This window comes from Streptomyces sp. FH025 (assembly GCF_017427025.1).
In the GTDB taxonomy this organism is placed as follows: domain Bacteria; phylum Actinomycetota; class Actinomycetes; order Streptomycetales; family Streptomycetaceae; genus Kitasatospora.
The window spans coordinates 1-11,194 of sequence record NZ_JAFLNG010000208.1 but is presented as its reverse complement, the minus strand read 5'-3'; the positions used below and the strand labels follow the sequence as shown (position 1 = coordinate 11,194).

15 protein-coding genes are annotated in these 11,194 nt (G+C 69.1%); 5 read left to right on the top strand and 10 right to left on the bottom strand.

What is annotated here, in order from left to right:
- Window positions 1-296 precede the first annotated feature (296 nt).
- From J0670_RS16905 to J0670_RS16895, 3 genes are read left to right on the top strand one after another with little or no spacing between them, the layout of a single operon-like run.
- A complete protein-coding gene (locus J0670_RS16905; protein WP_207812426.1) occupies window positions 297-1,142 on the top strand; it encodes a DUF5753 domain-containing protein in 846 nt (281 codons plus the stop codon).
- Between the two features lie 3 nt (window positions 1,143-1,145).
- The gene (locus tag J0670_RS16900; protein WP_207812424.1) at window positions 1,146-1,331 is read left to right on the top strand and encodes a DUF397 domain-containing protein; all 186 of its coding nucleotides are present in this window, start codon (window positions 1,146-1,148) and stop codon (window positions 1,329-1,331) included.
- A gap of 25 nt (window positions 1,332-1,356) precedes the next feature.
- A complete protein-coding gene (locus tag J0670_RS16895) occupies window positions 1,357-1,542 on the top strand; it encodes a DUF397 domain-containing protein (RefSeq protein WP_207812422.1) in 186 nt (61 codons plus the stop codon).
- Window positions 1,543-1,597: 55 nt separating this feature from the next.
- Here the strand turns inward: J0670_RS16895 and J0670_RS16890 are convergent, their stop codons facing one another.
- Window positions 1,598-2,095 (bottom strand): RICIN domain-containing protein, encoded by a 498-nt coding sequence (locus J0670_RS16890; RefSeq protein WP_207812420.1) that lies wholly within the window; start codon window positions 2,093-2,095, stop codon window positions 1,598-1,600.
- 90 nt (window positions 2,096-2,185) lie between these two features.
- Entirely contained in the window at window positions 2,186-2,686 is a 501-nt protein-coding gene (locus J0670_RS16885; protein ID WP_207812419.1) for a ricin-type beta-trefoil lectin domain protein, read from the bottom strand.
- Between the two features lie 342 nt (window positions 2,687-3,028).
- Between J0670_RS16885 and J0670_RS16880 the strand changes: the two genes are divergently transcribed.
- Together J0670_RS16880 and J0670_RS16875 are read left to right on the top strand one after the other, a co-directional pair.
- Window positions 3,029-3,430 (top strand): hypothetical protein, encoded by a 402-nt coding sequence (locus J0670_RS16880; RefSeq protein WP_207812418.1) that lies wholly within the window; start codon window positions 3,029-3,031, stop codon window positions 3,428-3,430.
- 107 nt (window positions 3,431-3,537) lie between these two features.
- Window positions 3,538-4,704 carry a serine hydrolase gene (locus J0670_RS16875; RefSeq protein ID WP_207812417.1) on the top strand — a complete coding sequence of 389 codons (1,167 nt, stop codon included), beginning with the start codon at window positions 3,538-3,540 and terminating at the stop codon, window positions 4,702-4,704.
- Between the two features lie 242 nt (window positions 4,705-4,946).
- Here J0670_RS16875 and J0670_RS16870 read toward each other — a convergent pair whose 3' ends face one another.
- The 8 genes from J0670_RS16870 to J0670_RS16835 all read right to left on the bottom strand — a co-directional run.
- A complete protein-coding gene (locus tag J0670_RS16870; RefSeq protein WP_207812415.1) occupies window positions 4,947-5,216 on the bottom strand; it encodes a hypothetical protein in 270 nt (89 codons plus the stop codon).
- A 62-nt stretch (window positions 5,217-5,278) separates the two neighbouring features.
- Complete coding sequence (locus tag J0670_RS16865; RefSeq protein WP_207812414.1) at window positions 5,279-5,821, bottom strand: hypothetical protein; 543 nt, start codon at window positions 5,819-5,821, stop codon at window positions 5,279-5,281.
- Window positions 5,822-6,016: 195 nt separating this feature from the next.
- Complete coding sequence (locus J0670_RS16860) at window positions 6,017-6,784, bottom strand: ABC transporter permease (RefSeq protein ID WP_207812413.1); 768 nt, start codon at window positions 6,782-6,784, stop codon at window positions 6,017-6,019.
- A complete protein-coding gene (locus J0670_RS16855) occupies window positions 6,781-7,707 on the bottom strand; it encodes an ATP-binding cassette domain-containing protein (RefSeq protein ID WP_207812412.1) in 927 nt (308 codons plus the stop codon). Before J0670_RS16855 ends, J0670_RS16860 begins: the two co-directional genes overlap by 4 nt.
- The gene (locus J0670_RS16850; RefSeq protein ID WP_207812411.1) at window positions 7,707-8,546 is read right to left on the bottom strand and encodes a DUF4097 family beta strand repeat-containing protein; all 840 of its coding nucleotides are present in this window, start codon (window positions 8,544-8,546) and stop codon (window positions 7,707-7,709) included. Before J0670_RS16850 ends, J0670_RS16855 begins: the two co-directional genes overlap by 1 nt.
- 93 nt (window positions 8,547-8,639) lie before the next feature.
- A complete protein-coding gene (locus J0670_RS16845; protein WP_207812410.1) occupies window positions 8,640-9,221 on the bottom strand; it encodes a toxin-antitoxin system HicB family antitoxin in 582 nt (193 codons plus the stop codon).
- Window positions 9,222-9,362: 141 nt separating this feature from the next.
- On the bottom strand, window positions 9,363-10,427 hold the full coding sequence (locus tag J0670_RS16840; protein ID WP_374223116.1) for an adenosine deaminase: 1,065 nt from the start codon (window positions 10,425-10,427) through the stop codon (window positions 9,363-9,365).
- Between the two features lie 65 nt (window positions 10,428-10,492).
- Window positions 10,493-11,194 (bottom strand): DUF445 domain-containing protein (locus tag J0670_RS16835; protein ID WP_207812409.1); only part of this gene is annotated, 702 nt, incomplete at its 5' end.

Sequence of the window (11,194 nt, the reverse complement as noted above, 5' to 3'; positions counted from 1 at the left end):
TGGCAAGGGTCAGGGCTCCGGTGAGGGCGGAGCGGGAGACGGTGAGGGAGGGGGAGTTGAGGTCGCGCACAGGAATCTCCCTGGGGGAAGGGGGGATTGGGTGAGCGGGCGGTCGCCGTGAGCCAGTCCAGGACATGGGTGCTCTGCGGTGCATGGCAGCGTGCTGACGACCCGCTGCGTGATCGGTGCATCACCGACTGTAGGGCAATGTCGGGGACATGTTCCATAGACCTGGGAACATGTCCCTCAAAAAGGTGACTGGACTCCTACTGGCACAGCGTTAGATGCTTGGCCCCATGGCCCATACCCCGAGCGCAAGAAAGCAGCGACTCGGCATCGAGCTGCGGAAGATGCGAGATGCCGCCGACATGACCACCGCCGATGCCGCGGCCGTCCTGGGGTTGAGCCGCACCAAAATCACGCTCATCGAGCAAGGGACCTACGCGGTCACCCCTGAGAGGGTCGTCGCTCTCGCGTCCGAGTACGAGGAGGGCGACTCCGCGTACATCGACGCGCTGGCGGCGATGGCAGGCGACAAGAACAAGGGATGGTGGGAGGAATACCGAGGCTCGGTTCCGCAGGGCTTTCTCGACATCTGCGAGTTCGAGCACCATGCACAGGGCATGTACTCCTACCAGATCTGCCACCCGCCCGGTCCCATGCAATCGGAGCGCTACAGCCGCGCGATCTTCCAGGACAACCAAGTCCGACTGACTCCGCGTGTCGTAGAGACGCGTGTCGAGCAGCGGATGCTGCGATCCGAGAGATTGATGGCGAAAGGCACCCATCCATATACGGCGATCGTCCACGAGGCGGCTCTCCGCATGCAGTTCGGCGGCCGTGACGTGGCGCGGGAACAGCTGGACTGGATGCTGGAGTTGTCCCAACTGCCACATGTCACGCTTCGTGTGATCAGCTTCGCAGCTGGAGGCTTCAAGGGGCCCGGCCAGGCCATCAACTACGCACATGGGGCCGTACCCCGGCTCGACACCGTCAGTTACGACTCCATGGAGGGGCCGATCTTCCTCCACCTGGTCGAGCACCTGGAGGAGTACCGTGCGGTCGTTGACCAGATGAGCGACAGGTCTCTCTCGGTTGAGGACTCCCGCGATCTGATCGCGAAGATCAAGAAGGAGATATAGCCGATGGAGAACCGCTCCTGGATTCGGCCGAGTGCATGCTCTAACGCAAGCAACTGCCCGGAAGTCGCCATAGCTGACGGCACGGTCTACGTCCGCAGCAGCCTCCTGCCCGATGCCGTCGCCCAACTCACCACCGACGAATGGCGCGACCTCGTCACCGCCATCCGCAACGGCGAGTACGACCTCTAGCAGCCCGAATGACGGAGGGGGTCCGATGACAGACCTCAACTGGAAGCGCCCCAAAGCTTGCGCCAACGCGAACAACTGCCCGGAAGTCGCCATGACTGACGGCGCCGTCTACGTCCGCAGCAGCCTCCTGCCCGACGCCATCGCCCAACTCACCACCGACGAATGGCGCGACCTCGTCACCGCCATCCGCAACGGCGAGTACGACCTCTAAACACCACCGCGCCCCGCCGGGTGGACCCGGCGGGGCGCGGCGTACTACCTGCGCCTCAGGAAGGCGTCACGTCCCACAGCTGGTTCGGGCCCCTGTCGCGGAACGCCTTCACCACAGGGTTGGTGGTGCTGGTGGCCTCGATGACGAAGAACTCGTCCACAGCGTCGGCGATGACGAACTTGTCCCCCACCTGATCGAGCCGCCAGCGCTGGGACGCGGTGTTGGTGTTACACGGAGCCACTTGGATCGGGTCGCCAACGAACGGCGGCAGCTGGAGACAATTGCCCGGCTTCGCCACGCTCTCGATCCGAAACGTCGGGCCGAGCGGCCGCAGGATCCAGTCCTGGAAAGCCGTACCGTTGGGCTCCCAGGTGATGGCGACGGACCCCGCCGAGTTGGCGTCCAGCGACCCGTTCGTGGCCTCGTTGAAGAACCGCACGTTCCCGCCCGCCTGACGGACCTGGCCGGCCGAGGCGGGGGCCGCAGCGGTCACCGCACCGGTGACGGCCAGGACAGTCACAGTGGCAGCTGCGGCCTTCTTGATGCTGTACAAAGATCTCTCCTTCTGACTTGAGCTCGATCTCTGAAGGCCACCGCGCCCCGCCGGGTGGGACCCGGCGGGGCGCGGCGTACTACCGATGTCTCAGGAAGGCGTCACGTCCCACAGCTGGTTCGGGTTCTCGTCGCGGAACTGCTTCACCACGGGGTTGGTGTTGCTGGTGGCCTCGATGACGAAGTTCTCGTCCGTCGCCTCGGCGATGACGAACTTGTCACCCACCCGGTCGAGTTCCCAGGCCTGGGTCGGGTTGTTGGGGTTGCACGGAGCCAGTCGAATCACGTCGCCGGAGTTCGGCGGCGCCTGGAGACAGCTGCCCCTCCTCGCCACACTCTCGATCAGGAACACCGGGCCGAGGGGGCGCAGGATCCAGTCCTGGAAGGCCGTGCCGTTGGGCTGCCAGGTGATGGCCACCGGAGCCCCGGATCCGTTGGCGTCCAGCGACCCACCCGTGGCCTCGTTGAAGAACCGCACGTTCCCGCCCGCCTGGCGGACCTGGCCGGCCGAGGCGGGGGCCGCAGCGGTCACGGCGCCGGTGACGGCCAGGACGGCCACGACGGCAGCCGCGGCCTTCTTGATGCTGTACAAGGATCTCTCCTTCTGAGGTGATTCCTCGAACTCTTGTGACCGTTCGCTCGGCCACGGTGGCGAGGCAACCACTCGCACGGAACCGCCCGCAACGCCACGTAATCCCAATAGCGTCCGCACACGAAGCCGATTACCTCGAACCGCCCAACCCGATCGCCCGTTCGAGTTCGCTTCATTCATCCGTCAACAAACGGCCGAATCCTGTCACCGCCGAACCCCCTTAACGGAAGCCGGTTTTCCACCACCGAAGACCGGGGTAGTGCCGAGGCGTTCGCATCACGACTCATCACGATCGCTACGCAAACTAATCTTTGACACTTTCTTATCGAAAGGGCCTCCCTCATGCACCGGATCATCCGCAACACCCTCGCCACCGTCGCCATCACCGGCGCCCTCACCGCCGCCGTCGCCCCGACCGCCATGGCCGTCGAGCGGACCTCGCCCACGAGCACCGCGTCCCAGAAGCTGGCCGCCAACCCGAGCCGGATCAAGACCGACGACTTCAACAAGGCCCGCGACATCCTGATCCAGGCCGGCAGCAAGACGGCCCAGAAGACCCACCCGGCCCACGGGGTCAAGGACGTCCCCGCTGACCACGGCACCAGCCTGCTCGCCGAGGCCCGGGACGAGTTCCGCGCGGCGGACCGCAACCTGCCCGCGAAGGACAAGAAGTCCGACATGTCGATCGCCCACTACAACGCCGTCCACAAGGCGGCCAACACCATGGGCATCGACCGCTGGTGACCCCTCGCCCCTGACTCAACGGGCCCGGCCCTCCTCCAGAAGACGGAGGGCCGGGCCCTTCGCCGGGAGGAGGACCACCGCCCTCACCCGGTGCGAGCGTGACTCCCATGACCACGACCCGCATCGCTGCCGCTCTCCTCGCCGCAGCCACCCTCCTCGCGCTCGCGCCGAACGCCGCAGCCGCCCCGGTGGCCTCGCCACACGCCACCGTCGACTTACAGCCCGAGCTGAACGCCCTGGTCGAGCAGGGCACCAGCACCGCCGCGCTCGCCGAGGTCCGCGACCACGGGCGCGTCGTCTGGCGCGGCGCGGCCGGCACCGCCGACCTGGCCACCGGCCAACCGGCCCGCGCCGACGGGCGGTTCCGCATCGCCAGCACCACCAAGTCCTTCGTGTCGACCGTCACCCTGCAACTGGTCGACGAAGGGCGACTGAGGCTCGACGACCCGATCGAGCACTACCTGCCCGACGTCATCCCGAACGGCGGTGCCATCACCGTCCGCCAACTCCTCAATCACACCAGCGGGTTGTACAACTACCTGGACGATCCACACGTCCGTTCCAACACCGAGGCGGGCAACCGGGAGTTCCTCACTACCGGCCGCTGGATCCAGTACACCCCTCAACAGCTCCTGGCCATCAGCACCGCCAAGCCGCCGTACTTCGCCCCCGGCCAGGGCTGGCACTACTCCAACACCAACTACATCGTCGTCGGCATGCTCATCCAGCAGGTGACCGGCCGCAGTTGGCGGGAAGAAGTTGAGTCCCGGATCATCCAACCCCTCGGCCTCCACCACACCACCCTGCCGACCGACACCACCGCGATCCCCGGCCCGCACGCGCACGGCTACTTCAAGTTCCCCGAGGGCCCGGGGGACGTCACCCGGCTCTCCCCCACCATCGCCGACGCGGCCGGCGCGGGGATCTCCACCACCGACGACCTCGCCCTCTTCCACGCGGCCCTGTTCGGCGGCCGCCTGCTCTCCCCCGCCCAGCTCACCGAGATGACCACCACCGTCCCCATCCCCGACGCTCCCGACCACGCCGAGTACGGGCTGGGCGTGGTCCGCTACGACCTCTCCTGCGGACAGTTCTGGGGCCACCCCGGCGAGATCCCCGGCTACTCGACCGGCCTGCTCGGCACCCGGGACGGCAGCCGCCAGTACGCCCTCTCCTACAACGAGTACGACAAGAGCGACTCCACGAAGTCCACCCGGCTCTACCGCGCCTTCGAGGAGAAGGCCCTCTGCGGCGACCCGGCCACGGCCGGCTGACCGGTCAGCACTCAGGGGCGCGCGATGCCCTCTCGACGCGCAACCCCCATCGGGTGAAGACGAATCCGAGGGCTCTGAGAGGGGATTTCTGCGAGGGGGCGAGCGCAGGCCCTACTTGAGCGACCCGTCGGATGAGACGTGGAGGCTGATCCGGCGGGTGTCGAGCACGATCGCCCACCTCACAGGCCAACCCTCATCAAGCCAGAGCCCCGCAAGGGCTCATAGAACGCGCTCCGAGTGCTTCACGCCGCCTGGCGGCGGGTGCGGCTCTGGTAGGACCAGGCGGCGGCGCCGAGGGCGAGGCCGTAGGGGCCCATGCCCGAGTAGGCGATGTAGAACGCGACGGGCGAGAACCCGTCAGTGTTGAATGCGGCGAGGCCGAAGACCGCGAGCACGCCGATCAGGGCGGCGACGCCGAACACCGGGGCCAGGATCGAGTTGGGCTGCGGTGAGGAGGCGACCGCCGTCCTGGCGCATATGCAGGAGATCCATCCCGAACACCTGGCGATCATGTGAACGGACGTCAGCTCACGAATCGCGCTCTGAGGGCGGGCCCGACCGGACGGGAGCCGGACTAGCGGGCGGTCACCCGAGGTGCGCCGAGGCTGCCGTCGGGGTGGACCTCGAAGACCCGCAGTTCCCTCTCCCCGGTCACCGTGATCTGGTTCGGCCCCGACCAGTCGACGCGGGTGAAGTCTCCGCCTTCGGTCTCCCAGGTGCCCAGGTCCCAGTGGCGGGCGGACCAGCCAGTGCCGGACAGCAGTTCCACGTGGTAGATCGGGTCGATCGAGAAGGCCACGTCGGTGACGGTCAGCACCCGGTCCGGGTGCTCCGGTCGGACCTTCCGCTCGACCCACCGTCCGTCGCCGCTGAACACGTACGACAGGACCGCGATCGGCAGCCCGCCGAAGACGAGCACCGCCAGGGCGCCGACGCAGCCGATCTGCGACCACGCGGTGCGGGATTCGCGCTCGATGAGCAGCGAGACCACGATCAGTGCGGCCGCCACCCCGACCAGCAGGACCGGGTGGTTGAGCCAGCGCTCGACCACCACCAGTCCGCCCGACCGGGACGCGTGCAGGCCCGCCAGGTAAGCCAGGATCGCGACCAGAGCCACGCCTCTGAGCCCCCACACGAGCTGCTTGTGACGCATCGCCGTCATCCGCCCCCCAGGCGATCTTTTGCCGAGCTTTGGCGCGGACTTTACTACGGGGGACGTACCGCCGCTGTGGCCCGGAGCACTGCCACAACGGCCCGGACGGCAGGGTCTCCCCCCACCGCCCGGGCCGCGTGGCTACCGGCCGCACCCCCGTCACCGCCGGTAGAAGACGCTCCGCGCCCAGAAGAAGCCGAGCAGCGTCAGCCCGGTGCACCAGGCCAGTGCGACCCAGCCGCTTGCGCCGATCCCGGTGCCCATCAGCAGGCCGCGCAGGGTCTCGATGATGGGGGTGAAGGGCTGGTACTCGGCGAACCAGCGGAGCGCCGTCGGCATGGAGTCGGTCGGGACGATGGCGCTGCCGATGAAGGGCAGGAACTGGAGCGGCAGGGGCAGGTTGCTGGCGCTCTCGACCGTCTTGGCCACCAGGCCGATCGCGGCCGATACCCAGGTCATGGCGAGCGCCACGAAGCCCAGCAGGCCGATCGCCGCGAGCCACTCGACGGGGCCCGCGCTGGGCCGGAAGCCCATCGCGAAGGCCGCACCGATCACCAGGACCACAGCGATCATGGTCTGTATCAGGCTGCCGATCACGTGCCCGGCGAGGAAGGCGGAGCGTGAGATCGCCATCGTGCGGAAGCGGTTGACGATGCCCTCGGTCATGTCGGTGCAGACGCCGACCGCCGTGACCAGCGCCCCGGCCATCGCCGTCATCAGCACGATGCCGGGCGCCACGTAGTCGATGTAGTTGCCGCCTCCGATGCCGGCGCCCAGGGTGTTGCCGTAGGCGTAGTTGAACATCAGCAGCATCATCACCGGCATCACCACGACCGAGAAGGTCATCGCCGGATACCGCTGCGCGTGCTTCAGGTTCCGCCTCAGCATGGTCAGCGAATCGCTCACCACGTACGTCGCCGTGCTCATCGCACGCCCTCCCCGGTCAGTTGAAGGAACACGTCGTCCAGATCGGCCGTCTCCACGACCAGCGACTCGGCTCGCACGGAGGCGTTGTCGAGCGCGTCCAGCACGGCCTTCACGGTGAGCACCGAGTTGTCCCCCGGGATGTCCAGCCGCAGGGCGTCGGCGTCGGCCGTGGCGTAGTCGAACAGCCCGGCGGCGGCGCTCAGTTGGGCGGCGTCCGCGAACTGGAGCCGGATCAGCCCGCCCGCGACGATCCGCTTCAGCTCCTCGGCCGTGCCCTCGGCGACGATCCGGCCGCCGTCCAGGACGGCTATCCGGTCGGCGAGTTGGTCGGCCTCGTCCAGGTACTGGGTGGTGAGGAAGATCGTCACCCCGTGGTCGGCGACCAGGCCCCGGATGATCTCCCACATGGTGCGCCGGCTGCGCGGGTCCAGCCCGGTGGTCGGCTCGTCCAGGAAGATCACCTTCGGATCGCCGACCAGCGTCATCGCCAGGTCGAGCTTGCGCCGCATGCCACCGGAGAAGGTGGCGACGGGCTTGCGCGCGGCCTCGGTGAGATCGAAGCGGCGCAGCAGTTCCTCCGCCCGCCTCCGCCCATCCCGACGGCGGAGGTGGTTGAGGTCGGCCATCAGCATCAGGTTCTCCTCCGCGGTGAGGAGGTTGTCCACCGCCGAGAACTGACCGGTCACCCCGATCGCCCTGCGCACCCCGTCGGCCTGCCGGACCACGTCGTGCCCGGCCACCTGGGCCGCGCCGCCGTCGGCCGGGATCAGGGTGGAGAGGATCTGCACGGTGGTGGTCTTGCCCGCGCCGTTCGGCCCTAACAGGGCGAACACACTGCCCGCGGGGATGGACAGGTCGATTCCTCGCAGGACCGCCTTGTCCCCGTAGGACTTGGTCAGCCCGACCGTCGAGATCGCTCCCATCAGGCCCTCCGGATGATGACGCTGCCGACCTGGGTGGTGCCACGGACCTCGACGGTCTCCCGGGCCTCGCCCGGGCCCTCCGCCGCACCGAGGGTGTTGCGGACGGCGCCGAACTTGCTGTGCACGTCGAGCCAGGCCGCCGTGCCCTCCGCGATGCCGATCTCCAAGTCCCCCACGCCGGACTGGAGGGTGACCTTGCCGCGCACCACCCGGCCGAGCCGGATGTGGCCGTTCGCCGTCTTGGCCTCGACGTCCGAGCCGGCGTGGCCGACGTGGATCCGGCCGTTGGAGGCGTTGGCCGACAGCTCGCCGCGCACCTCGTCGATCTCGGTGTCGCCGTTGCTGTTCTTGACCGTCAGCCGACCCCCGACGGAGCCGACCTCGATCCGGCCGGCGCCGAACACCTCGGCGTCCCCGGCGACCGTGCCGAGCCGGATGTCCCCGTGGTCGAGCTTGAGCCTCGCGCTCTCGGCCCGGTCCAGCTGGATCCGGCCCATGGAGCCCTTCAGTCGGCAGTCGCCGAGCGGGCCCTCGGTGACGAAGTCCGCCATCGGGGACTCGGCGTGCACCTCGGAGCCGGCCGGCAGCTCGACCACGATCTCGATCGAGCCCTTCTTGTTGGAGAACACGGTGCGCTGCTTGGGGCCCTTGACGGTGAGCCGACCGCCGGAGAAGTCGACCTGGGTCAGCTCGGCGGCCTTGACGTCCGCGTCCCTGGCCGGGTTGGTGGGCCGGACCTCGACCGAGGCGTCGGCGCGCTTGCTCGCGTTGATCCACACCGAGCCGATCTCGAACTCCAGGTTGGCGGAGATCGGACCGTCGGTTCCGTACGTAGGCATGGCTGTCCCGTCCTCTTGACTCGTGTGGGTGTTCCCGCTGGTCGGAGCGGGGGTGACGTTGAAGGTGCGGAAGGCTCGGAAGGTGCGGAAGCGTTAGTGGACCCAGCCGGTGAAGCTCTGGCCGCCGACGCCGCGCGGGGCGCCGGCGCCGAAGTCGGAGCCCGGGCGCACGGCCGGGCGGGCGAACTGCTGGCCGCCCTCCAGCGCGCCGGCGACGGCCCGGACCAGCCAGGCGTTGAGGGAGAGGCCCTCCTGCCCGGCGGCCTCCTCCGCCCGGGCCTTGAGGTGGGCGGGCAGGCGCAGGTTGATCCGGGCGGTGCCCGTCTCGTCCGACTCCGGCACCACCGATGGCGCGACTGGCACCACTGGTGGCACCATCGGGGCCGCCACCGGAGCCACGGGCGGCACATCGCCGTGGAACTCGCCGGAACCGGGCGGCGCCGTCACCACGAACTCGGGATCGAGCCCGCGCAGCCGCACGTCCACCGAGCCCGGGGCGAGGTCGCGGGTGACCTCGCCCATGGCGGCCGAGAGCGCGTTGAGCAGCGTGAGCCGCACGGCCGACTCCAGCGGGAGCGTCAGCCGCTCGGCCAGCGCGCGGGCTTCGTCCCCGCCGGTGGCGGCGGCCACCGCGAGTTCGTTCCGGAGGTTTTCGACGTACGGCGTGAGGTCCATGGCTGAAAGCATGGCACAGCGGTGGTGCCACGTCCAGCCGTTTGTGGCATCACTTTGGCACCACTCACTCGGCCGAACTGGCACCGAACGCGGAACCGCCCCGCCGGCCGAGGCCGACGGGGCGGTTCACCTGCGGAAACGTCAGTGCTGCCAGCCCGCGAGGTAGGAGTCGATCTCGCCGACCAGCCGCGCCTTGCCCGCCGTGTCCAGGAACGAGGCCTCGACCGCGTTGCGGGCCAGCGCCGCCACCCCGGTCTCGTCCAGCCCCAGCAGCCGCGCCGCCACCGCGTACTCGGTGTTGAGGTCGGTGCCGAACATCGGCGGGTCGTCGCTGTTGACCGTCACCAGCAGCCCGGCGTCCACCATCCGCTTGATCGGGTGGTCCTCCATCCGCTCCACCGCCCGGGTGGCGATGTTGGACGTCGGGCAGACCTCCAGCGGGATCCGGTGCTCGCCCAGGTAGTCGAGCAGCGCCGGGTCCTTCACCGCCTGGGTGCCGTGCCCGATGCGCTCGGCGCCGAGCTCGCGGATCGCGTCCCAGACCGTCTCCGGCCCGGTGGTCTCGCCCGCGTGCGGGACGGAGTGCAGGCCGTTCGCCCGGGCCCGGTCGAAGAAGGGCTTGAACTGCGGCCGCGGCACGCCGATCTCCGGGCCGCCCAGGCCGAAGCTGACCAGGCCCTCGGGCGCCAGCTCGGTGGCCAGCCGGGCGGTGACCTCGGCCGACTCCAGACCGGCCTCGCCCGGGATGTCGAAGCACCAGCGCAGCACCACGCCGAGCTCCTTCTCGGCGCGCAGCCGGGCGTCCTCTATCGCCTCCATGAAGGCGACCTCCGGGATGCCCCGCTTGACCGAGGAGTACGGGGTGATGGTCAGCTCGGCGTACCGGATGTTCTGGCGGGCCATGTCCTCGGCCACGCCGTAGGTGAGCGCGCGGACGTCCTCGACGTCGCGGACCAGGTCCACGACGCTCAGGTAGACCTCGATGAAGTGCCCGAAGTCGGTGAAGGTGAAGTACTCGGCGAGCGCCGCCGGGTCCGTCGGCACCTCGGTCCTCCCCGCGTGGCGGGCGGCCAGTTCGGCGACGACGCGCGGCGAGGCCGAGCCGACGTGGTGGACGTGCAGTTCCGCCTTCGGCATGCCGGCGATGAACGCCTCGATGCCGTTGGCGGTGGGGTTTCCGATCCGACTTCCGTCCGGCTGGACCACGGTGGTTCCCTACTTTCCTCTACGCGCGTACCGACAGTGCTGGCAAGCATAGGCCCGGGCCCGGATCACCCGCCGAGCGCGACCGCCACCGTGTGGATCAGCAGCCCGGCCAGGGCGCCGACCACGGTGCCGTTGATCCGGATGAACTGGAGGTCGCGCCCCACGTTCGCCTCGATCTTGCGCGAGGCGTCATCGGCGTCCCAGCTCGCCACCGTCTCCGAGATCAGCGAGGTGATCTCGGTCCGGTAGGTGTCGACCAGGTACTGGGCGGCGTCCTGCAGCCAGCCGTCCACCTTGGCCTGGAGCTTGGCGTCGGTGGCGAGGCGCTCGCCGAAGCCGCGCACGCCGTCGCGGATGCGCCGGCGCAGTTCGCTGTCCTCGTCCTCGGCCGCGCCCATCACCAGGGCGCGCACGGCCGACCAGGTCGAGTTGATCAGGTCCTGCACCTCGGGGCGGACCAGCAGCTCGCCCTTGGCCCGCTCGACCCGGGCGATGGTCTCCGGGTCGGTCTGGAGCTCGATGGCGAAGTCGACGAGGAAGTTGTCGATCGCGCCCCGGGCCGGGTGGTCCGGGTCGTCCCGGATCTCGGTGACGAAGCGCATCAGCTCCTTGTAGACCCGCTCCCCGACCTGGTGGTCGATGAACTTCGGCGTCCAGCCCGGGGTCTTCTGGGTGACCTTCCGGACGACGTCCTCGTGGTTCTCGGTCAGCCAGCCGTGCGCCCGGACGGCCACCAGGTCCACCACCCCGTGGTGCCCGCCGTCCGC